The sequence below is a fragment of the Psychrobacter sp. AOP7-A1-24 genome (genome assembly GCF_052376235.1).
GTDB lineage: Bacteria > Pseudomonadota > Gammaproteobacteria > Pseudomonadales > Moraxellaceae > Psychrobacter.
The window spans coordinates 124,104-148,529 of record NZ_JBQSVM010000002.1 but is presented as its reverse complement, the minus strand read 5'-3'; the positions used below and the strand labels follow the sequence as shown (position 1 = coordinate 148,529).

Below are 24,426 nucleotides of genomic sequence, written 5' to 3'. Positions count from 1 at the left end.
TTTATCGATATCACCTGCTTAATCAGTGGTCTGATTTAAGTAGTCTGTTAATAGGTTTTTAGGGTGAAATAGCTGGTTCCCTTGAGGTATACCCAGGATCATCCATTTTTAGCTTTCCGAATTCTTGCCATCTGATAGGCATTGACATACTCGCCGTTGCGATAAGCATAATCCACCATTTCACCTTCTATCACAAAGCCCAAGCTTTTATACAAACCAATGCCTCCGGTGTTATCGGTATAAGCAGTAATCTCAATACGTTTTATATCCAGCCAATTATCGGCCAAGTCCAGCGCTGCAGTTATAAGCGCTCGCCCCACACCCTTACCTTGTGACGCGGACTTCACGCTGACCCCAAAACTTGCTACATGGCGTCGACGTTTTGATATCATGGTCTCAAGCCCTAGACATCCTACTACTTCACCCTCAACTTCAGCCACCAGAAAATACGTATTTTCAGGTATATCCGCCAGTCGTTTACGCCATAGGATCTTGGACGGCATAGGCAACTGCAAAGTATTTGCATATAAGGCTTCATCTGCATGAATAGCTTGCAACGCTTCTGCATCTTCTGGCTCGGCATGACGTATTTCAATTTTCATTATACTTATCCTTAAATACGACTTGTTGTGTAACTTGCATGTTGAACCGCCCCAGGATTGTCGGGGACTCAAATCTCTAAGAGATAGCATATATTTCGATTTTTGTATGTTGCATCGATCACGAATAGAATATGTATGGTAGGTACACCACAAATTACACTGTAAAATATCTCGGCTAGTTAGAACTTTGATAGCACTAGCCCACAGCTAAAGATTCAAGTCCTCACTAGGAAGCCATAATTTCTCCCAACACCTACCGTAACGTAAGAAAGCGAACGATATTTTATAATCAAAAAATGTAGTAAACAGTGGAATATCAAACTGGCTTTACTATACCTTCTAATAAACTGGCAAATCCCTGCATGTACGCTATATCTTGACTTGAGGTACGCGTCGCAGCATACAGTTGACAATGCACACCCTTTCCTAGTGGTCGTGAGACGACCCAACCTTTTTTCTCGTATTCAGCAACTACCCAATCAGGCAATGCCGCTACGCCGCGTTCACTAGCAACCAATTGAATTAGCATAGCGGTCAGTTCTGTGGTACGAACACTTTCAAAACTTACTTGTGCTGGTGTCATAAAATTGGCAATGATGTCGAGACGCTTGGCTTCTACCGGATAAGCAATTAATGTTTCGTTAATCAAATCATCAGGGACAATAAATTTCTGAGCAGCTAAATCATGTGTTGGTGACAGCACCAGACGGCTTTCATACTCAAACAATGGCTGATAGCTGATACCGTCGAGCGGTAAATCACTGGTAGTGATAAGTAGATCAATATCACCTTCCATCAAGAGATGATGTGGCTCAGGTTCAAACCCTGTGGCAAAGTCTAGCTCGACATCCGACCATTCACGGCGATAGTGGTTAAGTATCGGCATAAGCCAATCAAAGCAGCTGTGGCACTCTGATGCTAGGCGTAATCTACCTGCTTGACCGTGTGCTAAGCGTTTGAGGTTGGATTTGGTACGGGTAACTTGTGGCAGGATATTGTCTGCTAATGATAAAACCGCCTTACCCGCTGGCGTAAAGCTAAGCGGACGAGTTCGGCGATTGACTAAGCTGATGTCGTAATAATTTTCAAGCTCTTTTAATTGGTGCGAAACGGCCGAGGCAGTAACATGCAACTCATCTGCCGCTGCTGCAAGTGAACCGTGCGCTCGTAGCGCGGTTAATGTATTAAGATGACGAAGCTCAAGCATAATAGTACCTAACCGCTAAGGTGAGAAAAATTCATTATAGTCAATATAGCGCTGACTTACACTCATAGTCCGTTATCAATGATCAGTTAGCAAGCAATCAACATCTAGCGCTTGCGTAACAGTAACTGTGAGATAACGACCAATACTAGTGAAGCAACTAGCAGTAACGTACCAATCGCGTTGACTTCTGGCTTGAGTCCTACGCGCACCATAGAATAAATGCGCAATGGCAAAATCTCATAGCTAGGCCCTGTGACAAAGGTCGACACTACTACATCATCTAGCGATAAAGTGAAAGCTAGTAACCAACCTGCCATGACCGCAGGCAAAATAACTGGAATCAATACGGTGCGCACCATGGTTGATTCATTAGCACCCAAGTCGCGTGCTGCCTCCATCAAGCGTTCATCCAAGCTACTCAATCGTGCAAAGACGGTAATCACAACAAAAGGTAAGCAAAAAGTAATGTGAGCCAATAGTAACGAGACAAAGCCTAACTGCAAGCCAATCAGTAGGAACAGCGCCAATAATGAGATAGCCAGTACAATCTCAGGCGACATCATGAGGACAAATAGCAGCCCATTTAGTAAGCCTTTACCACGAAAATTGTAACGATGTAAGGCTAGGGCAGTGAGTGTGCCTATCAAAGTTGAAACAGTGGCTGCCACCAAACCTAAGACAATAGAGTGCCAAAACGCATCGAGCATCGCTTGGTTATTAAATAGTGACTCATACCACTTTAAGCTAAATCCGCCCCAGTTGTAGCCAATCTTTGACTTGTTAAAGGACATCACCACCAAAATAACGATGGGCAGGTATAACAAGGCATAAATCAGTCCGAGATATCCTTTGGCGGCGATACTACCAATCTTGAGCGTACGATTTTTTTTATTCGGTGAGCTATGGGACATTAGGCCACCTCATTAAAGTCAGTTTTGCCAATGCGGCGGCTACTGGCGCGGTAGGCAAGTAATAATACCGCCATCGCCAGTGTCAGCAATACGCTGGCTGCTGCACCAAAGGGCCAGTCTCGCGCATCCAAAAATTGGTTTTTGATGATATTACCGACCAATAAGTTACGAGATCCACCCAAAATATCCGCCACATAAAACATACCCATTGCAGGCAATAGCACTAACAGTACTCCAGAGATAATGCCTGGTGTCGTGAGTGGCAGTACCACATACCAAAAGGTCTGTGCTCTAGTTGCCCCCAAATCTTGTGAGGCCAGCAGCATATCGTTGCGTAAGTCAGTAAATACTGCATATAGGGGCAGTACCATAAATGGAAATAACAAGTAAGCTAGTCCGGCAATCACTGCACCTTGAGTATATAAAATATCGATAGGCGTATCGATTACGCCAATTGCTAGTAGCAATTTATTAATCAAACCGTTATTAGCAAACAGTAATTTGAGTGCATACGTTCGTACCAATGAGTTGGTCCAAAATGGCAATATCAGTAGCAGCATCAACAATGGCTGCCATCGCACTTTTGCCTTGGAGACTAGCCATGCAAAAGGATAGCCAAGCAGTAGGCAGATAATCGTTGTGATGCCAGCCATCCATAGTGAATGGACAAATACTTCAAAATACAACGGATCAATCATACGTACGTAGCTGTCGATGCTGACAGGTAAGCTGATAAAAGCGCTGCTATCGCGGGTCAAAAAACTAACAGCGATGACTAGTATATTTGGCAGTAGCGCAAATATTAGGAGCCAACCCCAAATTAGCCAAAGCGTGACGGTACGAAATGGACTTTTACTACCTAAGTGGTTGCGAGCCATCAGCTACCATCCTTTTGTACAGTCGTGTCTGAGACAGTTTTAGAGTCTTCTGGCAATACCCACTCCCAGCCATCTACCCACGAGACTTTGACACCTTCGTTTAGTTTGTAATCAAAGCTCGGGTCGTCTTCATCGAAAAACTCAGAAGCCTTAATGATATGGCCATTTGCCAATTCGATAATTGAGTCTAACGTACTGCCCTTATAGTTACTCTCGATGACACGGCCTATCAATCCACTATGCTCATTATCTTTTGGGTCATATATTCGTAAGTCCTCGGGGCGCAGTAATAAATTAACGATATTGCCCACTTGCACGTCATTGGCAAAACTGGGACGACGTAAGTTACGTAATGTGGTTGGCCCTTCTTGCGCCTGTGCTTCGCAAACTTCGACCTCGATACGTCCGTTGGTCACTTTACCATCGCGATCTGGCTGGTTTGGATAAACACCTTTGACCTCAGCTCTAAACAAATTGGTCTCGCCAATAAACTTGGCAGTAAATAGGTTGGCAGGGGTTTCATAAATCTCGATAGGCGTGCCGATTTGCTGGAAGGTGCCGTCTTTCATCACGGCAATACGATCTGACATCGACAGCGCTTCTTCTTGATCATGGGTCACGAAGACAAAGGTAATGCCCAGCTCACGTTGCAGGAGCTTCAGCTCAGATTGCATTTGTAGGCGCAGTTTATGATCGAGCGCGGATAATGGCTCATCAAGCAATAGCAGTTTAGGACGGTTAATCACCGCGCGTGCAATAGCAACTCGCTGCTGCTGACCACCAGATAAATCTTGCGGCTTGCGGTTAGCTAAATGCTTTAGCTGTACCATGGCTAGCATCTCGCTGACACGTCTTTGAATCTCATCTTTCGGTACTTTTTTTAGCTTTAGTCCATACGCTACATTTTGAGCGACGCTCATATGAGGGAACAACGCATATTGTTGAAATACGGTATTGACTGGACGCTTATCGGCGGGCAACCCTGCCATCTGTACACCGTCCAAATATATTGCCCCAGCATTTGGCTGCTCAAAGCCGGCAATCAAACGCAGTAACGTCGTTTTGCCGCAGCCTGATGGGCCAAGTAGGGTCAAAAACTCACCATGTTTGATATCGAGATTGATGTCTTTTAGAACTTCGGTTCGATCATAAGTTTTTTTTAGACCAGTCAATTGCAGCAGCACCTGATCATCATGAGATGACGCAGAGGTGTTATGTGTACGTTGAGATAAATCGGTCATAATATCTTTTCCTAAGCGTCCAATATCTATATACAGCTGATTGTTATCAAAGGGATTGGCATGAGCGTAAGCACGATCTGAATGCTGCCTGAATGCTGCGTATTATAACAAACCCTTGATATAAGTCAGTGCAAGTTCGTTATAAATTACGCGACTCATACTGTCGTAGCAGCGATATGGACAGCTGTATTTTTAAATGTGATTGCATTCACGCAGCGATATTTAGACAAATTTTTTTACCGTTTTTTGGTTTTTATTCCTATACAATCACGTTATAGCTGACAAACATGGCTAGCCTAATGTTTTGGCTATGATTAGCCGGTCTGTGCTTAAGTACATTTGTACAAAACAGCTTATAACTCTAATATTATTGATGATAAAGGATCTCTCATGCCTAACGATATACGTCCATCCACAGGTCAAGAAGCGCTTGAGCTTTTAAAAGCAGGTAATGCACGCTACGTTGATAGCCTCACCAGTACCGATCAATATATGCAGCGTCGCCCAGAGTTGGTCAAGGACCAAAATCCATTGGCCATTATTTTGGGTTGCTCAGATGCACGAGTACCCGTTGAGATTGTTTTCGATCAGGGTTTGGGAGATTTGTTCGTTATACGAGTGGCGGGTAACGTCGTTGCACCATCACAGATTGGCTCAATCGAATTTGCCGCTGAAGCTTTTGGTACACAGTTGGTAGTGGTACTTGGACACTCAAATTGCGGCGCTGTCACTGCTTGTGTTGAAACGCTGATTAATCCTGAGCAGAACTATTCACCTAATTTGCAATCTATCGTTGATCGTATTCGCCCAAGCGTTTACAACTTGCACGAATTGGCAACAGCCAATGGTCAAGACGTCGATGCGGATGCATTGGTCGATCGCTCTATTCGCGCTAACGTACGTATGTCAGTCAGTCAGCTAAAACATGGGTCACGTGCACTAGAAGACCTGACCAATAGTGGTCAGCTACTTGTTGTCGGTGCTGAGTATGACTTAGAGACAGGAAAGGTGCGCTTTTTAGATAGCTAGGCAGCTTTAGATAACTGGTCGGGGCGTGGAGAAGAACATACCTTGTTCATATTCTTACAAAACGCTATCAGTTATTTCGCTGTTTTTTATTATGATAAGAGAACGACGCAAATTGTGACGATCATGATTTGCGTATTTATGCATTTATTTTTTGAATTATATTAGGATAATTATGTCTACTTCATCTAACAACAATAATGACGCAATAGACCAGCCTGCTAGCAGCGTCAGTACGGACGGTGTCCAGCCAATTTCATCACAGACCACAGGTTTTACCTTTAACCACACCATGCTGCGTGTCAAAGACCCTGCTAAGTCATTAGCGTTTTACACTGGTGTCTTAGGTATGACCTTGCTTGCCGTTAAAAAATTCCCTGATATGGGGTTCGATTTATATTTCTTGGCTAAATTGACCGAGAGCGAGCGCGAAAACTTGCCAACAGGTGACGACCTAGAAATCTTTGCCTTCCGTCAGCGTGGGATTTTGGAGTTGACGCATAACTACGGTACCGAGACAAAAGCTGACTTTAGCTATCATGATGGTAATCAAGATCCACAGGGTTTTGGTCATATTTGTTTTAGCGTTCCAAGTTTGGATGAAGCGGTTGCTTGGTTTGATAAAAATGACGTCGAATTCAAAAAACGCCCAGAAGATGGCAGCATGAAAAACATTGCCTTTATCAAAGATGTCGACGGCTACTGGATTGAAATCGTTCAGGCTGATTTGATGGGTTAACTGTTAGGACGACCGCATCTATTGAGATAAATGTACTGATAGGAATAAATAAAACAAAGGAGTATCACCCAAATGCCTACTTCTGAGGCAGGAACAACACTGAGTGCTGAGACAGCTGCGCAGTCTACGACGACAGATGGAATAACGTATCAAAGCATCCTTGGCTCAGCAAACGATATATGGGTTAGCTTTGTTGAACGAATCCCATATTTTGTTGCATCAATCATTGTTGTCCTAATTTTTTGGTTCTTATCCATTGTCTTCAAAAAAATTGTTCACAAATTATTAGGCAGTCGTAGTCGGCATCAGAACTTGGTGAAAGTATTTCAGCGGGTAGGCGGGGCACTCATTTTCTTTATTGGCTTTATGATAGCGATGGTTATTGCGGTACCAGGGTTTACCCCTGCTAAGCTAATTGGTGCGCTTGGTATTGGTTCGGTCGCTATCGGTTTTGCTTTTAAAGATATTTTTCAAAACTTGCTCTCTGGTATTTTGCTATTGATCTCAGAGCCGTTTCGTATCGGTGATCAAATTGTCTCAGGAGAGTATGAAGGAACGGTCGAAGATATCAAAATACGGGCAATCACCATCAAGACCTATGATGGCAGGCAAGTAGTGATCCCAAACTCAGATCTTTATACTTCGGCGTTAACCGTCAATACCGCTTATAAGCAGCGCCGTCTACAGGTTGCAGTGGGTATTGGTTATGAAGATGATATCGAAACTGCCAAAGCTGAGATTATAAAAGCGTTAGATAAGATAGAGAGCGTCTCAAAGAAAGCAACGCCAAGCGTGATTGCCACTGGTTTTGGTGGTTCGTCCATTGACCTAATGGTACGCTGGTTTATCGAAGACGGGACACAAGCTCATAAGGTCGCCTCGATTCATCAAGTAATTGTAGGTATTAAAGATTCGTTGGATGCAGCGGGTGTAAACATTCCATTCCCAATACGTACGATTGATTTGAGTGATCCTTCAGTAGGTGCTATCGTTAATAAAATGAACGAGCAGCAAGAAGCTGTGAATATGAATAAAACAGTGGCAGAGTAGTGCGCTTATTAGATGTTCAGTTGAGATCAAGAGTTCAATTCCTATAATAACTCAGACAACTAAAAAACCGCCATACCCAGTGGTATGGCGGTTTTTCGTATTTATCTATCTACTAATTTATCTATCTACTAATTTATCTGTCTACTATAAGTATAAAGACTTATTCAGATTTTGCTCTAAAGTCAGTATGGCATGATTTACAGCTTGCACCAACTTGTCCAAAGGCAGGTTTGACGTCGTCCATGCTTGTAGCATTTTGTGCTGCAGCATTTAGCTCAGCCGTGACTTTTTGGAAGTTTTCAGCTTCGGCACTGAAGCCGTCAGCATCAGACCAAACTGCTTCGGTAGCATTGCCTACCGCTTCTGGGTCTTCAAAATGGCTCCAAGGTTTGGCAGCATCTTCTGCCAAGAAGGCGGCTTGCTCTTTAAATACTTCAGCATCAAAGGTATCAGGTGCTTTTGCCATATCACCCATAACGCCCACCGCGTCGCCCCAGTTTTTCATGCTGTCTTGACGCGCTTGTACATCAGGGTTAGTCCCTGTTGACGTGCTACAGGCCGTTAGACCGAGTGCCGCCGCCATCAAAGTAACGCTAAACAGAGACTTGAAAGATTTGTTGGTATGAACCTGTGCCATATGACTTACTCCTTTAAACTTGGCTAATAGTAAGCGCAATTAGAAACGCTCGCTTTGACTTAAAATATAGTTATACAAAATACTGCCTAAAATTCTTTTGAGCACAGTTGCTAATAAAGAACGTCTTCTATTGTAACGGTTATCTATGCAATGAGGATGATATAGTTGTTATATCCTCGTAATATTTTAAATAAGCATAACTTAACATGGTTATGGCTGATTGTGGTGTCTGTTTGATAAGTGCGCAACGTATTTCTGTACGATAACAACGTGAGAGTGGGTCGTTTAGATAGTACTGATAATAAAGAAGGCCAGCGATAGAGGCTGACCTTCCCAAAATTCTTTCAAGATATGAATATTGCGATATTGATAAAACCTGACTTACAAAACCTACAATGCCAACCAATCACGCGGCTTTAGATAATAATCAGTCAATTCAAATTCAGGCGTCCCTTCAGTAGGCTCAAAACGATAATGCCAGCTAGCAAGCGGTGGCATACTGACTAGAATTGACTCGATACGCCCATTGCTTTGTAGCCCAAATAGCGTGCCACGATCATAGACCAGATTGTATTCGACGTAACGGCCACGGCGATAGAGCTGAAAATCGCGCTGCGCTTCAGTATAAGGCGTATTTTTACGTTGTTCAAAAATCGGCATGATACCGTCAAGATAACCGTTGCCTACTGCCTTCATAAAGTTAAAGCAAGTTTCAAAGTCCCAGCCGCGACTTTCAGTACTAACATCATCATAAAACAGACCGCCAATACCACGCTGCTCATCACGATGGCGCAGATGAAAATACTCATCACACCATTGTTTAAAGTCAGCGTAGATATTATCTCCGAATGGTGCGCACAGGTCATGACAGACTTGATGCCAATGTACGCAGTCCTCTAATACCGGATAAAAGGGCGTTAAGTCAAAACCACCACCAAACCACCAGATCGGCGCTTCGCCTTCCGCTTCTGCTACGAATAAACGCACATTGGCATGGCTCGTAGGTACGTTTGGATTTTTGGGATGAACTACCAGTGACACGCCCATTGCTTGAGCTTTGCGTCCAGCGATATTAGGGTGACGTGCAGTAGCAGAGGCAGGCAAATTATGTACATGAATATGGCTGAACATGACGCCAGCTTTTTCGATGACTTCGCCATCTGCCAATACGCATGACCGACCGCCGCCGCCTTCAGGACGTTCCCAGTCATCAGGAACAAAGGTTGCATGCTCGTTGTTATTAGTGCCGCCATCGCGCTCTTGTGCTTCTAGTGCTTCACAAATACGCGCCTGTAAATCAACTAAAAACTCGCGCACTCTCATAATGTCATCATGGGTTGGCGTCGTCACTGACGCGACCGTTGATAAGTCTGTTTCGTTATCTGTATTTGCAATACTCATATGATATCTATTTATTTAGGTGTATGGCTGTATTAAGGTCTGTGTCGTGAGAAACATCTGTATCAAGACTGATATTCTTATCAAACAAGTGGCCCATGCGATCACGTTTGGTTGCTAGGTACTCAGCATTCATATCGTTGACACCGACCAATAATGGCACACGTTCAACAACATCAATACCATGCTCAGTCAGATAAGCGACTTTGTTTGGATTGTTGGTGATGAGCCTGACGGCATCAACCCCAACATGGGCAAGCATCGGACCACACATGTCGTAGATACGTGCATCAGCAGGCAAGCCTAACATGAGATTGGCATCCAATGTATCATGGCCTTGATCTTGTAGGGCATACGCACGAATCTTGTTGGTCAAGCCGATACCGCGACCTTCTTGACGCAAATATAAAATCGCACCGCAACCTGACTCTTGAATGGCTTGCATGGCAGTATTCAACTGCGGTCCGCAATCACATTTCAATGAGCTAAACGCATCGCCTGTTAGACATTCAGAATGAATACGAATGAGCGGTACTTGTTTTGATACTGATTCGTCTTTTTGGCTCAATATTGTGTCGTCTGAAGATTGGCTAGCCATATCAACTGTCTTTTGGTCGACCACAGGCAGACCAACGGTCAGCATAACATGCTCTTGACCTTCGCTATTTTCGAAGATATGAATATCAAACTCGCCATGACGAGTGGGTAATTTGGCACTAGTGATAAATTGATATGACATTGCTGTCCTACATAAGCCTAAAGTTGTGGCGGTGAAAAGTATGTTATTGCTGTTTGAAACGAACGCTGTTTGAGATAGTTACTGTTCGAGATAACGACTGTTTACGAGATAAATATTAGTCGAGATAAGTATGTCACCTCAACTTTACTGCTAATACCAAGATAATACCAGTATAACCTGCTCACAAGGACAGCGTGCTCATTGCGTTTGTTATAAAAACACACAAAGTTCATAGACGACGCACGATGATTAAAGCGACAATTAAAAAAAAATGCTATTATGCCATACTATTTTGACGGATACAGTGACAAGTCTTTACCCTTACATTACTATGTCGTCACTAACATTCGCTATTGATGCGAAATAATAGGGCATAATGTCACCCCTCAGTAGTTAATAGCGTAAACGCATCAATATTTTGATATCAAAAGGGCGGTGTTGACGCGTATTCTATTATGATAGCGTGTCACCTGTCGTAAGTAGCGCAGCTATACAAATACGAAAGTTGCATGAATAATTATATGGTCAATTACATCAATAATGATGTAGGTATTATTGACGTCTTTTAAATATAGTCATCGCTATATTTAAAAGACACGTCTTGTCAGCAGATTGGTAGGTATCGTACGGTTTATGCAGCAGTCACCTCATTCTCCAAAGTCTCAGTTCCTATCTACATCAGTGCTGGATTCTGCTGCTCAGCTATCGAGCTTACAGCAGACCTATACTGTGATTCCACGTGTGCGTCCTCATACGCCATTGCTTGATGCAATTGATACACCCACTGAACTTAGCACGCTTTCAACGGCCAATCTTATTACGCTGGCTGATGAGTTGCGCCTTTTTTTATTGTATTCAGCTGGTCAGAGCGGTGGGCATTTTGGTGCTAATTTGGGCGTGGTTGAACTGACAATCGTTTTGCATTATTTGTTAGATGCGCCGCAAGACCAAATCGTTTGGGACGTGGGTCACCAAGCCTATGCTCATAAAGTATTGACAGGCCGCCGCGAGCAGCTAGGTACTATCAGATCTAAGGATGGTCTGACAGCATTCCCTGAGCGCGCAGAGTCTGTCTACGATACATTCGGTGTCGGACACTCATCGACCTCTATTTCAGCTGGTCTGGGCATGAGTCTTGCATTGCGTTATCAAGGCCGCGAGCAAACCGTTGCCTGTATCATCGGTGATGGTGCGATGACAGGCGGCATGGCATTTGAGGCGATGAATGATGCAGTACAGCAAGATGCTGATTTGCTAGTCATTCTAAATGACAATGATATGTCGATATCTTGCTCTATTGGCGGATTTTCAAGACATTTGGCAATGCTTTGGGAGTCGGGCTACCAAGTGGATATCTCTGAGTCAGGCGAGCCAGTACTTTGTCATCGTCCTGATATGCAAGCGTTTGATCGCCGCAAGCGTCACAAAGAGATGCGCGACGTTCCGCAGCTAGAAGATAATTTATTTAAAGCCATTGGTTTTACCTATTTTGGTCCATTTGATGGTCATAATATCCCTGAACTACTGCGCGTATTGTCACTGGCCAAGCAAGTAAAAGGTCCAGTGTTGGTGCATATCTATACCACTAAAGGTAAAGGATTTGCATCAGCAGAGTTAGATCCAGTGGGCTATCATGCAATCAGTAAACTGCCAGTCGAAAATCATGAAGAGCATAAAAGTTCTAAAGCTGATTCTATAGAGCAGCCAAAGAAACAGCCAAGCACAAAACCAACGTTAAAATATTCGCAAGTGTTTGGGCAGTTTTTGTGTGATAAAGCGGCCGAAGACGATAAGTTGCTAGCCATCACACCAGCCATGGAAGAAGGCTCAGGGATGACAGATTTTGCTCGTCATTTTCCAGAGCGTTTTTTTGATGTGGCCATTGCTGAGCAACACGCGGTCACGCTAGCGGCTGGGATGGCGACTCAAGGCGTCAAACCTATTGTCGCGATTTATTCAACGTTCTTGCAGCGCGGATATGATCAGCTGATCCATGACGTGGCTTTACAAAACCTCGATGTTATGTTTGCCATTGATCGAGCGGGCTTAGTTGGCGAAGATGGTGCCACGCATGCTGGTGTGTTTGATTTTGGATTTTTGCGTTGTGTGCCTAATATGGTGATTGCAGCGCCGAAAGACGAGAACGAATGCTACCATTTACTCAATACTTGCTATGAATATCCAGGCTGCACGGCCGTACGTTATCCACGTGGTACAGGTACAGGTGCTGATATTAAGCAGCCAGCCCAAAACTATAAAGTTGGTGAAGCGGTCGTTGAGTTAGTATTAGGTAAATCTGATGCGCCTTACAAATTGGCATTATTGGCTTTTGGTACGATGGTAGCAACTGCTCAGCAAGCCGCAGAAATCTTAGCAGACGATTCAGCGTTAGAATGTCAGATACATGTGGTCAATATGCGCTGGGTAAAACCGCTAGACACAGCAATGCTTGAGACGTTATTGGCGCAAGGGGTCACTCATATAGCAACCCTAGAAGAGCACATGATTATGGGCGGCGCAGGTAGTGCGGTAAATGAGTATTTGCTCAACGAGTCCGATGCCTTTAAGAAAAATCGTCCAGCTATTGCTAATATCGGTATTCCTGATCGCTTTATTGCACATGGCTCCCAAGCAGAGCAGTGGGCCGACTGTGGTTTAGATGTTGAAGGCGTGCTCAAACAGCTTAAGATGCTGTTATCGTAGATACTGTGTTTAACGTTACAATATTATTTTAAAAATTAATGCGCTAAAAAGGTATTAATAAAAACGGATATATGCTCCTTAAACAGAGCAAACGCCTGCTAGCCGTAGGTGCTAACTTTTTTACAATTTGCGCAGTTTAGATGATCGCCAAAATACGGGCGTGGTCAGCGTGACGGTTTTTTCGTTTTTATCGAACAATTTTAGTATAATGCGGTTGTCGTTTATAAGTTTTTACGTATAAAAGACACGTTTTTAATCGCATAGATGTGGTGTGATGCGGCGGCTGTTTGGCATGTTGTGGGCACAGAGTTGGTCTTATTTTTTATATTCATTCATTAAGCAAATAGGTTATTTATGGAACCCATGGTCGTCATCGCAGCGCGTACTGCTGAAAAAGTTGGTAAAGAGATTTTATATGCGCATCAAAACCGTCACAAAATCGAGTTAGATATTGAGTCTAAAGGGCTTGATGGTTTGGTTACTCGCATCGATCGCTTTAGCGAAGAGCTTACCATTGAGACGCTAAAAGCCAGCTATCCTAATCATTCATTTTTGGGTGAAGAGTTTGGTATGCAAGAAGGTCGCGGCGAAGATGCTGACTGGTGCTGGATTATCGATCCGCTAGATGGCACTAAAAACTTTGTTCATGGTGTACCACAGTTCTGCGTATCCATCGCTGTACAGCACAAAGGCGTTACCCAGCATGGTGTGGTTTATGATCCTGTTCGTGATGAGATGTTCTCAGCGAGCCGTGGTAAAGGCGCACGTTTAAATAATCGCCGTATGCAAGTGAGCGAACGTAAAACTATCGACGGTGGTTTCTTTACGACAGGTCATCCGCTTGAGCGTAAGCGTAATGGTGAAGTAGTTTCTTTTGCCAAACAGCACTTTGAGAGTTTGCAAAAGGTCTCTGAAGCAGGTGGTCAGGTTCGTCGTATGGGTTCAGCAGCGCTTGATTTATGCTACGTGGCTGCGGGTCGTTTTGATGGTTACTTTGAGATGTCAATTAAGCCGTGGGATATTGCGGCAGGTGAATTGATTGTGACTGAAGCACGCGGTGTCGTAGTGGATCATACTGGCGCACACAACTCTATGACTTCAGGCTCGATCTTCGCTTGTAACGTTAAGCTACTAAAACCATTGATGCAAATGGTTGTACCAGCTTGGGGTGACGTTATTTAAAATCGGCGTATCGAAAAGAAATATTATCTAAAGCTCATACAACTAAAAATGATTACAGCTGGTAGTCGCTTTTAGAACATATACTGAAAAGCTGGTTCCATTATGGAGCCCGCTTTTTTGCTTTTTGACGTGTCTTATCTTTTACCGTGATACCTTGAAACTCAAGCTCTTTGCTGGTTGTCTCTAACAGGTCGAGCTCTTCTTCTATATGCATCAGTATGTCTTGCATATGTGGTAGGGCCTTACTACACGCTGTGATGCCAAACTCTATCTTATCTAAGTAACTGGCTAAAGTGATATTCATCGCTTGACCATTAAAGACAATAGAAGCAGGGTACAAAGACTGCAGACGTGCGCCATTCCAGTACAATGGCTTTTCAGAGCCAGGTACATTTGAGATGATGAGATTGAAGGCTTGTTTTTTAGGAAATAGACCAGTAGCCAAATTGATACCCTGCCACAGATAGGAGACGACACTGTAGTTGATTACTTGCGCTTGATTCATGCGTCGAAAGCGGCGTTTACCGTTATTCATGCTACGGTGAATAAGTTCCATTCTGCGTAGTGGGTTGTCTAAATGGGTGCCCAAATTCGCTAAAACAAATGACAACTGATTACCAGACATACTATTGTCGGTACGTAGCGACATCGGAACAAAAGCAATAAGAGGCTTGGTTGGTAACGCATCCATCGCGATTAAGTAACGACGAATAGCGCCTGCACATACCGCCAGTACCACATCGTTCCTACTAATTTTGAGCCTTTCAGCGATATCGTTAAAACGCTGTATGTCATAAGACTGAGCAGCGACTCTTCTTGAGGCCGATATGCGTCTGTTCAAAATACTCATTGGTGCATCAAAGGTACTAACATACCCTTCATCACCGTAATTTTTTATATTGTCTATCACTTCTGCAAAGACAGGTTTGATGGTTGATATTTGTTCTTTTAAGATGCGTCTAAACGATCTTTCCTTAGGTAAGATAGCGTTTACTTGGTTGCGATGGCGTGCCATTAACGACCAGACAGGCAAAGTAACCGGTTCAGTCGGCGACTGTGACAGGGATTTTTTGACTAGACGCATCGCTGCGATGCCATCAACCAAAGAGTGATGAATCTTAAAGTACCAAGCAAAACGTTCAGGTCCACCTTCAACTTCTGGCTGAATACCTTCAATAACGTGACATTCCCACAAAGGCATGGCACGATCTAACAAACGCCCATGCTCTCTTGAGACATACATCATTAGCTCGCGAACACGCCCAGGACTTGGCAAAGCGACATGATGTAAATGATGCTCAACATCAAAGTCCTTATCTTTTTTCCAAAAAGCCAAGTGTTCAAGCACCTGATTAAAAGGAAAGCTGGGCGGCACATCGGATTCTTGCATTTGTTTTACCAATTGATAGACAAAATCGCTATCAGCATTATCTGGTAACTCAAAGACAAACAGTCCACCAACGTGCATGGGCTGTTTACGCGACTCAAGAAGTAGGAATAACTGGTCGACTGCTGTGAGAAGTCGCATAATAAATCCTTTTATAACGATAAGTGTTATACGAAAACTATAACAAGTAGATATTCAATGAAATAACATTTTTATTATTTTATAGAGCGTATTAAGTAATGAAACATAGCACTGACAGCACTATACGTAAATAATCAATACGCTCTATTATGATATGTCATCCATACTTCAAATTACTGAAAGAAGTAACCTGTCTGAGGTGAACTGGCCGTAGCCATCTTACGCATTGGCATACGACCTGCCAAAAACGCAGCGCGACCTGCCCACATAGCATGCTTCATTGCGTGTGCCATCATCACCGGGTTCTGTGCATTGGCAATGGCTGAGTTCATCAGTACACCATCACAGCCAAGCTCCATGGCAAGTGCAGCATCAGACGCAGTACCGACACCAGCGTCAACCAATACTGGTACCTTAGCGTTTTCAATTATGATACTAAGCGTGTGACGATTGAGTAGACCAAGTCCTGAACCAATCAAGCTACCAAGCGGCATGATAGCGACACAGCCCATGCTTTCTAATTCTTGTGCGACGATAGGGTCATCTGACGTATAAACCATTACTTCAAAACCATCATCGATCAATACTTTGGCCGCTTTTAGCGTTTCCATAACGTTTGGATATAGGGTTTTTTCATCACCCAATACTTCAAGCTTAACCAAATTGTGACCGCCCAATAGCTCGCGAGCAAGCTTGCAAGTACGAACGGCAGTTTCGGCGTCAAAGCAGCCAGCAGTATTAGGTAATATCGTATATTTATCAGGTGAAATTACATCTAATAAGTTGGGCTCATCGCTATTTTGTCCAATATTGACACGGCGAATAGCAACGGTCACGATTTCGGCTGCTGAAGCGGCAATGGCTTCTCCAGTCTCTGTCATATCTTTATATTTACCTGTACCGACCAGCAGACGCGAAGAAAAAGTACGGCTACCGACAGTAAAGGTATCTTGTAGAAGTGGTGTTGGATTAGTAATGCTAATGTTCTCTGACATAACGGAAAATCCTAATATCGAGCGGGAGAAGGGAACAGACAAAGTATGATGGGTAATCTAAGCGATCTAAAAGTTGTAATAAACAATGGCAAGCTGTCTGCAAAAAATCGCATGATATGCTAACTCTTATAGCCATAATATGTGATAGGTATAAAGCACCAATCACATAAAATAATACCCGTCTAAAACAAAATGCTATTATAACAAACTCATGCAACCTTACTGGCAGTCTTTTTTGATTCGAACTGTTAAGGACAAGGCATCTACCATGTCTTGGCGTGCGTTCTTTTTATCTTATCTTCATTTATTGGGTCGTCTTTATGATGCAGTTGCCATACAGCTTTGCGAAACGCCATCAGGTTTTGGCCATACTTGCGATAGATCCTGAGTTGCCACCGACATTGGTACTTACCAAAGCGACCCCATTGTCAGCGATCAATGAAGCGGTGCGGTTTCTACAACAGCAAGGCGTTCGCGGTGTCCCCACTTACGAAAGTGTCAGCGCGGATGATTTTGAAAAACGTATGAATGCGGTTTATGCTGGCAATACAGGAGAGTCACAGCATATTGCTGCTGGACTTGAAGACCATCCTGATCTCGATAGCTTGGCAGATAGCGTTCCTGAAACTGAAGACTTGATGGATCAGCAGGACGATGCGCCTATCATTCGCCTGATCAACGCCTTATTGTCCGAAGCTATTCGCTTAAGCGCATCAGATATTCATATCGAAACCTTTGAAAAGCGATTAGTCGTCCGTTTCCGAGTTGATGGTGAGTTAAAAGAAATCATCGCACCAAAACGCCAACTGGCTCCGCTGCTAGTCTCGCGTATTAAAGTAATGGCTAGATTGGATATCGCTGAAAAGCGGGTACCGCAAGATGGTCGTATTAGCTTAAGGTTGGCAGGGCGAGAGGTCGATGTGCGTGTATCGACCTTACCATCAAGCTTTGGTGAGCGTGTGGTGATGCGCCTACTAGACAAGCAAGCTGGCCGCCTTAACATGACATATTTGGGGTTGTCTGATAGTGACTATACTGAGCTAAAGCGCTTAATCCATCGCCCGCATGGCATTATTTTGGTGACAGGGCCGACTGGCTCGGGTAAAACTACCACGCTATATTCTGCATTGACCGATTTAAATGATCAAACGCGCAATATTTTAACTGCTGAAGATCCGATTGAGTTTCAGCTTGATGGTATCGGGCAAACACAGGTCAACAATAAGGTCGACATGACGTTTGCTAAAAGTTTGCGTGCAATGTTGCGACAAGATCCCGATGTGGTAATGGTTGGTGAAATTCGTGATTTAGAGACAGCAGAGATTGCTGTGCAAGCTTCTTTGACAGGGCACTTAGTATTATCGACACTGCATACCAATACTGCTATCGGTGCGGTCACTCGATTGCAGGACATGGGTGTTGAGCCATTTCTGTTATCATCGTCGCTGATTGGCGTAGTAGCGCAGCGTTTGGTGCGTACCTTGTGTTCACATTGTCAAAGCTGGCAAGATGCCGATACTGAGCAAGCCAAAATTTTTACGGAAATTGGTATTGGGTCAGTGCAAGAGAGTAATGCCGGACCTATAGCAAATGAGTCGATTCGTTTGCCGAAGCCAGTTGGCTGCGATAAATGTAATCAGTCAGGGTTTAAAGGACGTACCGCTATATATGAGGTCGTGCCAATCGACGATACATTGCGCCGTATGATTCATAGCAATACAGCCGAGTATGAGCTGGAAGAGTATGCACGCCAGCAAACCCCGTCGATTCGTGCAGATGGCTTACGTAAGGTAATAGAAGGGCGCACGACATTGGAGGAAGTGCTGCGAGTGACGAAAGAAAGCGCGTTAACGGACGACACGAGCTTGGTATAAATACTTGTAAAAAATATAGGCATAACAGATAAAAATAACTGACGTGAGTAGCCAGTTATTTTAATATTTTTCTGATTTTAAAGCTTTAGCGTTTTTAGCCGCTATTATTTTGCAGCCATACATTCAACTTCAACGCTTGCGCCAGCGGCTAGTTCTGATACACCAAAAGCTGAGCGTGCAGGATATGGTTTCATCAATTCAGCCTTGTAGACTTTGTTAAAGTCATCAAAATCATCCATGTCGGTCAGCATAACCATACATTTAACGATATCAGACTGTTGGTAGCCGTATTTTAATAGCGTGCTATGGATATTATCTAATACTTGCTTGGTTTCAGATTTGATACCACCTTTGACCAGCTTGCCATCTTTAAAGCCAATTTGCCCTGACATATATAATGTGTTGCCCACGCGTACGGCTTCTGAAAAAGGATAAGTACCGCCATCACCTAAGAAAACAGGGCTAGAATTAGCAATGCTAACAGCAGTCGTCGTGTTGGCATTAGCGCTATGAACAAAACCCAATGAGCACATAGCGACGAGCGATAGCGTAGATAGGGAAGTACTAAGTTTAGACATACTGTTTCCTCATTGAGTTTGTTGGTTATCAATTGTGTATTAACTACTGATCATCACTATTGTGTTGAGTAGATGATACATCGCTTTCTTCGATTGGTGCCTCGGTCTTAGTGTCATTCTCTGCGACTTTTTCAAACGCTTTACCTTGCCGACGTGCCTCTAGTTCAGCTTTTGGTATCCATGCCCAAATCATCTCAACCACAATTGGATCGCGGTCGCTGTCAGACTCACGATCTTTGATGACACAAGGGATAACCATCTCACCTTTTGGAGTATTTAGGATATCCAAACGTTGCTCGTCAGACAAGCTTGCTACAGCAGCAATTTGACCTTTTTTGATCGGGCGATGGAAATTTACTGAGTAAGACTTAATCAGCAGGATACGGTCAGAGGGTAAGTTTAAACCCAGAATAAACCCCGTTGCCGTCTCAGCCAATAACGTGATGGCGACTGCATGGATAGAACCGATATGGTTTTGGACGGCTTTATTGTTGCTGAGACTGACGACGACTTGGTTTGGTTCTACCGTCTCATAATAAATACCAGTGGTGCCGACATATGGGACAACCTTACCAAAGGCTTTAGATAAAATACTTGAGCGTGCTCCAGCAGGCAGGTATTTGGTGACGGATAACAGTTTAGTAAACTGATTGCTAATTGGTTTTAGCGTGCTGCTGGGTTTCTCAACTGATGATTTTGTGCTGTCAGATGCTTTGGCTGGCAGTTTATTGGTCAACTTGGTGGGTAGTTTTTTTAATAATCCTGGCATACAAAATTCCTTGACGTAAATGAGTTGAATGACATTCTTAATACAGCTTTTTATGATAGTGGCGAAAAATATAGATTATAAAATCCGCTGCAAATACTATGTTACATCAACCATTGTCTTCCTACTATTATTAGCATGAACTGCTGCGCTTATAAAACAATGGTAGCGTGGCTATGTTGCTAGGTTATGTCATCAGTTTAGATCGCCATTTAAAGTAGCCTAGTTATCTTATATATCAGTATCATTTGGACATTAGTATTATTAAGTGATTGGTATAGTCAGTTCAATATAACTTAGATACAAGGAAGCCGAGTGAAAGGGCTACAAATAGCAGACTAAGTGAGACTGACACCGTATCTAATTTATAGAGGGTTGACTATAGTTACCATGCCAATAGACAGCCACGTTATAATGACAAAATGTTAGCATGTCTGTTTCAAACCTGTTTTCAATGCCGCTGGATAACGTTATGCCTGATATGTCTGCTCATGAACCGACCAATATTATTTATACGGGCGTTGCTGGTACAGGTAAAACCTATAGATTGCTGCAAATCGCGAAGCAATATACCGACTATCTACCCAAGACTGAAAATGAAGACTTATTAGAGCAGCTACTACAAGGTCTAAGCTGGCGCGAAGTATTATGTTTGGTGTTTTTAGACTTACGCGCTGAACAGCAAGATTTGCTAAAGGTTCGAGAAATTATTGATCATCCTTTTTTTATGACGAAGGCTGCTCAGAACTCACGTGATAAAAATCTGGATAGTACAGCTTGGTTAGAGTTACGCAGACATAGTCCTACGAACTCTCAAACAGTCAGTTTTGATAATCGTGCTAGCCAAGCTTATTTTGATAAAGACAATAGTGGATCGTGGTATTTATTGCCTGAAAGTATAGTGCTACTAGAAGATTTATCACAGCAATTAGTAGAGTTTCAGCAGGCACAGCGTGACAACCAAATCCATCAAAATCAAAACATCGGTCAGCAGCGTTTTAGTATGGTGAGCTTCCATCAAGCCTATGGTTATGAAGAGTTTGTAGAAGGTATACGACCTGTCATGAGTGGCGCCACTCAAGCAAATAATAGCTCCGCTAATCAAACTCAAATGAGTTACGCGGTGCAAGATGGAGCATTCCTGAAGCTATGCCAACGTGCCGCCCGTGACCCTCAGCAGCGTTATGCAATACTAATTGATGAAATTAACCGTGCTAATGTATCACGAGTGTTTGGTGAGCTTCTTAGCTTGATAGAGCCTGATAAACGAGCGGGCAAGCCGAATGCGATGACAGTGAGTTTGGCGTATTCTGGGCGTACTTTTAGTGTTCCTGCCAATGTCGATATTTATGCCACGATGAATACCCAAGATCATTCTTTAGCGCCACTTGATATGGCATTACGCCGACGTTTTCGCTTTATTGATTGTCTGCCGCAGCCTAATTTACTATCGACAATTTATGACAGCAATGACACTGATATCGGCCTATCTGATGGTTTAGAAGCAGGTGCGATAGATTTGAGTAAATTACTAACAGGCTTGAATAGACGTATCGTGCAGACACTGGGAGTAGAGGCGCAGTTAGGACATGCGTTTTTATTTGCAGTCACTCAGCTAGAGCAGTTACAAACAGTTCTCGTTGAACAAATTATTCCCCAATTGGCTCAAGCAGCTGGTGGTCAAATGACTGTGCTGCAGTATATCTTTAGGGATGAGCAGCAACCAACGAGCAAGCAGTTCGTACAGGACGGTAAAGCATTGATGAGTGACGACTTGTATAATCCGATGAGCCACCAAAACAACGCTTCTGCTGAACCCCAAATGTTTGCAGGGCAGGGTTCTTTTCTTGGACAGTCTATGAGTATGAATAGTTATACTATCAATGCCGACTTGATTGCTAAAGATGGTGAGTTTAACAATGCTGCTATCTATCAGCGTTTGTACTAGCAGGGTGACTGTTCAGTGATAACGAATAATCCATACTACGCCAAGGAACATTCTATTAGGGTAATTAGTCGTCAGACTCGTATTCCTAACAGTAGTGTCGTTACGATGAATGTTATTACCGTGTTTGAGCATCAACGTCTGACCGTGCATGATTTTTTGCAAGCATCTGATTTCGATTGGCTAATAGCGCAAGAGTTTGCAGTATTTACTATCAAGCGTAAGCAAGGACAATGGCAGCTTAAAGTTGGGCATTATATCGGGATTATTCTACTACCCAGTGGCATGACGCTTGAGATATTGCCAAAGCTAAACCAGTCTACTCAGACCAGCGATATTGTCCAGACCCGTTACTGGGTACAAGGTATGCTATCGGACTTGATACATCTTGATACGAGCAACAATCGTAAGCTACCCAATACGAAGAATTTTGGTCAATTTAGTTCTCAGTCCACTCCTTTACCGTTAAAAGCATTGCCTATATCAGACTGGCTGATTGAGCAATTTTTGCAGCGTTTGATTGATTATCAACCAACCAAGCATTATCAGGCTCAGATTGACAATCAGGCATCACTGCAAGGTCGACTGCTCATCAAAGAACAACTGCGTCACAATAGTATGCAACCGCATAAGTTCATCTGTGAAAGTAGTGTATTAAGTCATGACATGTTGGCCAATCGGTTGATTAAGAGTGCATTGGTTTACTTAATGCCTTTATTACCCCAGCTTGTTTCTTCAAAACTGTTGCAGCCATGGCAGCAGGTGTCTACGCTAAATAACCGTGAAATACAGCAGATAGCAGTAATATATGCTAAAGCAAAGCATCAGCTAGACGTTCAACCACTTCAAAAGCAAAAACTGCATGCCGCGCAGCAGTTAGTAAACCTAGCATATTGGCTGTTGAAGCAGACGACGGCTGCGACAGGCAACGGTATCGATCCAGGTAGACAAAATAGCTCTCAGATAAGATTGTGTTTGTTGATTGATATGAATCAAGCTTTTGAACAATGGGCAAGTCAGCGTATCGCATCAATGTTTCAACAGATTAGTAGCAACTATCATCCTTTGTATCAAACCAAAAGTGTCTGGCTAAACGATGCTGAGGGATTGGCGTGCTTATCTATACGGCCTGATTTACTGATATTCAAAACTGTCTCTGATGATTATCATAACCAGAGTAATATAGTAGTTAGTCAAATTACAGCTCAAGACAAGACCAGAGGACGCTACAGCCACGTCATCGATATTAAGTGGAAACATTTACCGCATGCCGCTGCAATTAGTGCAAGCGACGCTTATCAATTGACCAGCTATGCACAAGCTTACTTAGCAGGACAGGTCTGGTTAATTTACCCGGTGCTAGGAGGTGATAGGCAGCCAGCGGCACTCAAGCAACAAATTCACTGTGGCAGTGGTGATACTAAAAGCGACATTAGCGATGATGTCAAAAATAGTGCATCAGCTAATGCCCATTTATGGTTAATGCCGTTTGATGTTCTGACGGGTACACTCAACGGTGACGTGTTGCCACATCTGGATGAAACATAATACGGTCGTCAGTGACAGCGTGAGTGACTGATAGATAAATAAATAAAGGGTCTTACTACCGCTATTTTGGCAAAATTGACGTAATTTTAAAAAAATTAGCGATTATTTTAAATTAATTGAAAATAGGTGTTGACACAATCGCCTTTACCCCTTAATATGTGCACCTCGATAGCGAGGAACATTAACAAGTTAGCGGCATCACCAACAACGAGTTAATCAACAAATTATCGTGATAATAGAAAATTTCGGAGTGTGGCGCAGTTTGGTAGCGCATCTGGTTTGGGACCAGAGGGTCGTAGGTTCGAATCCTATCACTCCGACCATCTATTTCAAGAGCCTTACAGGCTTTTTTTTATGTATAACGATTTAGTTTTTGATATAGTAAAATATATCGTAAATTAAGTTTAGTATATAAAAGTCCTCTAAGAGCGCCTGTAGCTCAGCTGGATAGAGCATCTCCCTTCTAAGGAGGTGGTCGCAGGTTCGAATCCTGCCAGGCGCACCACTTAGCCTGCAAATCTTGCCTCTTCTTTGGCAATAATTATGGCGGTTGTAGCTCAGTTGGTAGAGCCCCGGGTTGTGATCTCGGTTGTCGTGGGTTCGAGTCCCATCAGTCGCCCCATATTTTGTTTTATCTGCATGTAAATCCTACCTTTATATAAAAATATAAATAATAGCACTCGCCCTTGATGGCGATTTTTTTGTGTCTATTTGATTTTAACTTTCTATTACTTCTATAAGAGTAAACATATCAAGTTTAATAGTACTTTCAATACTAGATAAACTCCTACCCTTTCATTAAAATTTTATACAGACTTTCCTTAAGGTTTAGTATGACCGTGTCTACTTTATCACTATTTAGTAATGCTAATAAGTAAT

At 43.1% G+C, this 24,426-nt stretch carries 20 protein-coding genes and 3 tRNA genes; 11 read left to right on the top strand and 12 right to left on the bottom strand.

All coding sequences use genetic code 11. The features are described from left to right. Positions 1 to 98: 98 nt before the first annotated feature. The 5 genes from ACT3QQ_RS01660 to potA form a co-directional block, all read right to left on the bottom strand. Positions 99 to 602, bottom strand: coding sequence for a GNAT family N-acetyltransferase (locus ACT3QQ_RS01660; protein ID WP_444526654.1), 504 nt, complete (start codon positions 600 to 602; stop codon positions 99 to 101). Positions 603 to 918: 316 nt separating this feature from the next. After that, complete coding sequence (locus ACT3QQ_RS01655) at positions 919 to 1,809, bottom strand: LysR family transcriptional regulator (RefSeq protein WP_444526653.1); 891 nt, start codon at positions 1,807 to 1,809, stop codon at positions 919 to 921. A 104-nt stretch (positions 1,810 to 1,913) separates the two neighbouring features. Further along, a complete protein-coding gene (potC, locus tag ACT3QQ_RS01650) occupies positions 1,914 to 2,720 on the bottom strand; it encodes a spermidine/putrescine ABC transporter permease PotC (protein ID WP_444526652.1) in 807 nt (268 codons plus the stop codon). Next, positions 2,720 to 3,598: a spermidine/putrescine ABC transporter permease PotB gene (gene potB / locus ACT3QQ_RS01645; protein ID WP_444526651.1), complete on the bottom strand. Its 879-nt coding sequence runs from the start codon at positions 3,596 to 3,598 to the stop codon at positions 2,720 to 2,722. The genes potC and potB overlap by 1 nt, the downstream gene beginning before the upstream one ends. Next, positions 3,598 to 4,839, bottom strand: coding sequence for a spermidine/putrescine ABC transporter ATP-binding protein PotA (gene potA, locus ACT3QQ_RS01640; RefSeq protein ID WP_444526650.1), 1,242 nt, complete (start codon positions 4,837 to 4,839; stop codon positions 3,598 to 3,600). The genes potB and potA overlap by 1 nt, the downstream gene beginning before the upstream one ends. A gap of 390 nt (positions 4,840 to 5,229) precedes the next feature. Between potA and ACT3QQ_RS01635 the strand changes: the two genes are divergently transcribed. The 3 genes from ACT3QQ_RS01635 (at position 5,230) to ACT3QQ_RS01625 (ending at position 7,654) form a co-directional block, all read left to right on the top strand. Then, a complete protein-coding gene (locus ACT3QQ_RS01635) occupies positions 5,230 to 5,868 on the top strand; it encodes a carbonic anhydrase (protein ID WP_444526649.1) in 639 nt (212 codons plus the stop codon). A gap of 172 nt (positions 5,869 to 6,040) precedes the next feature. Further along, positions 6,041 to 6,604, top strand: a complete 564-nt coding sequence (gloA, locus tag ACT3QQ_RS01630; RefSeq protein ID WP_444526648.1) for a lactoylglutathione lyase — start codon at positions 6,041 to 6,043, stop codon at positions 6,602 to 6,604. Positions 6,605 to 6,676: 72 nt separating this feature from the next. Then, positions 6,677 to 7,654: a mechanosensitive ion channel family protein gene (locus tag ACT3QQ_RS01625; protein WP_444526647.1), complete on the top strand. Its 978-nt coding sequence runs from the start codon at positions 6,677 to 6,679 to the stop codon at positions 7,652 to 7,654. A 160-nt stretch (positions 7,655 to 7,814) separates the two neighbouring features. On the opposite strand, the gene ACT3QQ_RS01620 is transcribed toward ACT3QQ_RS01625, so the two are convergent. From ACT3QQ_RS01620 to ribA, 3 genes are all read right to left on the bottom strand, one after another. Then, positions 7,815 to 8,291 (bottom strand): c-type cytochrome, encoded by a 477-nt coding sequence (locus tag ACT3QQ_RS01620; RefSeq protein ID WP_444522236.1) that lies wholly within the window; start codon positions 8,289 to 8,291, stop codon positions 7,815 to 7,817. 390 nt (positions 8,292 to 8,681) lie between these two features. Next, positions 8,682 to 9,692: an oxygen-dependent coproporphyrinogen oxidase gene (gene hemF, locus ACT3QQ_RS01615; RefSeq protein WP_444526646.1), complete on the bottom strand. Its 1,011-nt coding sequence runs from the start codon at positions 9,690 to 9,692 to the stop codon at positions 8,682 to 8,684. 7 nt (positions 9,693 to 9,699) lie between these two features. After that, complete coding sequence (gene ribA / locus ACT3QQ_RS01610; RefSeq protein ID WP_444526645.1) at positions 9,700 to 10,428, bottom strand: GTP cyclohydrolase II; 729 nt, start codon at positions 10,426 to 10,428, stop codon at positions 9,700 to 9,702. A gap of 633 nt (positions 10,429 to 11,061) precedes the next feature. Between ribA and dxs the strand changes: the two genes are divergently transcribed. After that, the gene (dxs, locus tag ACT3QQ_RS01605) at positions 11,062 to 13,131 is read left to right on the top strand and encodes a 1-deoxy-D-xylulose-5-phosphate synthase (protein WP_444526644.1); all 2,070 of its coding nucleotides are present in this window, start codon (positions 11,062 to 11,064) and stop codon (positions 13,129 to 13,131) included. Positions 13,132 to 13,485: 354 nt separating this feature from the next. Next, positions 13,486 to 14,313, top strand: a complete 828-nt coding sequence (locus ACT3QQ_RS01600) for an inositol monophosphatase family protein (protein ID WP_444521175.1) — start codon at positions 13,486 to 13,488, stop codon at positions 14,311 to 14,313. 100 nt (positions 14,314 to 14,413) lie between these two features. On the opposite strand, the gene ACT3QQ_RS01595 is transcribed toward ACT3QQ_RS01600, so the two are convergent. After that, the gene (locus tag ACT3QQ_RS01595; protein WP_444526643.1) at positions 14,414 to 15,841 is read right to left on the bottom strand and encodes a WS/DGAT/MGAT family O-acyltransferase; all 1,428 of its coding nucleotides are present in this window, start codon (positions 15,839 to 15,841) and stop codon (positions 14,414 to 14,416) included. Between the two features lie 173 nt (positions 15,842 to 16,014). Next, complete coding sequence (locus ACT3QQ_RS01590; protein WP_444522231.1) at positions 16,015 to 16,836, bottom strand: thiazole synthase; 822 nt, start codon at positions 16,834 to 16,836, stop codon at positions 16,015 to 16,017. A 320-nt stretch (positions 16,837 to 17,156) separates the two neighbouring features. Between ACT3QQ_RS01590 and gspE the strand changes: the two genes are divergently transcribed. Further along, positions 17,157 to 18,710, top strand: a complete 1,554-nt coding sequence (gene gspE / locus ACT3QQ_RS01585; RefSeq protein WP_444526642.1) for a type II secretion system ATPase GspE — start codon at positions 17,157 to 17,159, stop codon at positions 18,708 to 18,710. Positions 18,711 to 18,814: 104 nt separating this feature from the next. Here the strand turns inward: gspE and ACT3QQ_RS01580 are convergent, their stop codons facing one another. Both ACT3QQ_RS01580 and ACT3QQ_RS01575 read right to left on the bottom strand, forming a co-directional pair. Then, complete coding sequence (locus ACT3QQ_RS01580; protein WP_444526641.1) at positions 18,815 to 19,288, bottom strand: RidA family protein; 474 nt, start codon at positions 19,286 to 19,288, stop codon at positions 18,815 to 18,817. A gap of 43 nt (positions 19,289 to 19,331) precedes the next feature. Then, positions 19,332 to 20,057, bottom strand: coding sequence for a DUF4442 domain-containing protein (locus ACT3QQ_RS01575; RefSeq protein WP_444526640.1), 726 nt, complete (start codon positions 20,055 to 20,057; stop codon positions 19,332 to 19,334). Positions 20,058 to 20,484: 427 nt separating this feature from the next. Here ACT3QQ_RS01575 and ACT3QQ_RS01570 point away from each other — a divergent pair, with 427 nt between their 5' ends. The 5 genes from ACT3QQ_RS01570 (at position 20,485) to ACT3QQ_RS01550 (ending at position 24,169) form a co-directional block, all read left to right on the top strand. Beyond that, positions 20,485 to 22,002, top strand: a complete 1,518-nt coding sequence (locus tag ACT3QQ_RS01570; RefSeq protein ID WP_444526639.1) for an McrB family protein — start codon at positions 20,485 to 20,487, stop codon at positions 22,000 to 22,002. Positions 22,003 to 22,017: 15 nt separating this feature from the next. Further along, positions 22,018 to 23,547 carry an McrC family protein gene (locus ACT3QQ_RS01565; protein WP_444526638.1) on the top strand — a complete coding sequence of 510 codons (1,530 nt, stop codon included), beginning with the start codon at positions 22,018 to 22,020 and terminating at the stop codon, positions 23,545 to 23,547. Positions 23,548 to 23,793: 246 nt separating this feature from the next. Next, positions 23,794 to 23,870, top strand: a tRNA-Pro gene (locus ACT3QQ_RS01560). Positions 23,871 to 23,975: 105 nt separating this feature from the next. Further along, positions 23,976 to 24,052: transfer RNA gene (locus ACT3QQ_RS01555), tRNA-Arg, on the top strand. A gap of 41 nt (positions 24,053 to 24,093) precedes the next feature. Further along, positions 24,094 to 24,169: transfer RNA gene (locus ACT3QQ_RS01550), tRNA-His, on the top strand. The last annotated feature ends 257 nt before the right edge of the window (positions 24,170 to 24,426 follow it).

Coding starts and splice junctions, on each gene's coding strand:
- ACT3QQ_RS01660 (WP_444526654.1), bottom strand. CDS start 602: ATGAAAATTGAAATACGTCATGCCGAGCCAGAAGATGCAGAAGCGTTG.
- ACT3QQ_RS01655 (WP_444526653.1), bottom strand. CDS start 1,809: ATGCTTGAGCTTCGTCATCTTAATACATTAACCGCGCTACGAGCGCAC.
- potC (WP_444526652.1), bottom strand. CDS start 2,720: ATGTCCCATAGCTCACCGAATAAAAAAAATCGTACGCTCAAGATTGGT.
- potB (WP_444526651.1), bottom strand. CDS start 3,598: ATGGCTCGCAACCACTTAGGTAGTAAAAGTCCATTTCGTACCGTCACG.
- potA (WP_444526650.1), bottom strand. CDS start 4,839: ATGACCGATTTATCTCAACGTACACATAACACCTCTGCGTCATCTCAT.
- ACT3QQ_RS01635 (WP_444526649.1), top strand. CDS start 5,230: ATGCCTAACGATATACGTCCATCCACAGGTCAAGAAGCGCTTGAGCTT.
- gloA (WP_444526648.1), top strand. CDS start 6,041: ATGTCTACTTCATCTAACAACAATAATGACGCAATAGACCAGCCTGCT.
- ACT3QQ_RS01625 (WP_444526647.1), top strand. CDS start 6,677: ATGCCTACTTCTGAGGCAGGAACAACACTGAGTGCTGAGACAGCTGCG.
- ACT3QQ_RS01620 (WP_444522236.1), bottom strand. CDS start 8,291: ATGGCACAGGTTCATACCAACAAATCTTTCAAGTCTCTGTTTAGCGTT.
- hemF (WP_444526646.1), bottom strand. CDS start 9,692: ATGAGTATTGCAAATACAGATAACGAAACAGACTTATCAACGGTCGCG.
- ribA (WP_444526645.1), bottom strand. CDS start 10,428: ATGTCATATCAATTTATCACTAGTGCCAAATTACCCACTCGTCATGGC.
- dxs (WP_444526644.1), top strand. CDS start 11,062: ATGCAGCAGTCACCTCATTCTCCAAAGTCTCAGTTCCTATCTACATCA.
- ACT3QQ_RS01600 (WP_444521175.1), top strand. CDS start 13,486: ATGGAACCCATGGTCGTCATCGCAGCGCGTACTGCTGAAAAAGTTGGT.
- ACT3QQ_RS01595 (WP_444526643.1), bottom strand. CDS start 15,841: ATGCGACTTCTCACAGCAGTCGACCAGTTATTCCTACTTCTTGAGTCG.
- ACT3QQ_RS01590 (WP_444522231.1), bottom strand. CDS start 16,836: ATGTCAGAGAACATTAGCATTACTAATCCAACACCACTTCTACAAGAT.
- gspE (WP_444526642.1), top strand. CDS start 17,157: ATGATGCAGTTGCCATACAGCTTTGCGAAACGCCATCAGGTTTTGGCC.
- ACT3QQ_RS01580 (WP_444526641.1), bottom strand. CDS start 19,288: ATGTCTAAACTTAGTACTTCCCTATCTACGCTATCGCTCGTCGCTATG.
- ACT3QQ_RS01575 (WP_444526640.1), bottom strand. CDS start 20,057: ATGCCAGGATTATTAAAAAAACTACCCACCAAGTTGACCAATAAACTG.
- ACT3QQ_RS01570 (WP_444526639.1), top strand. CDS start 20,485: ATGTCTGTTTCAAACCTGTTTTCAATGCCGCTGGATAACGTTATGCCT.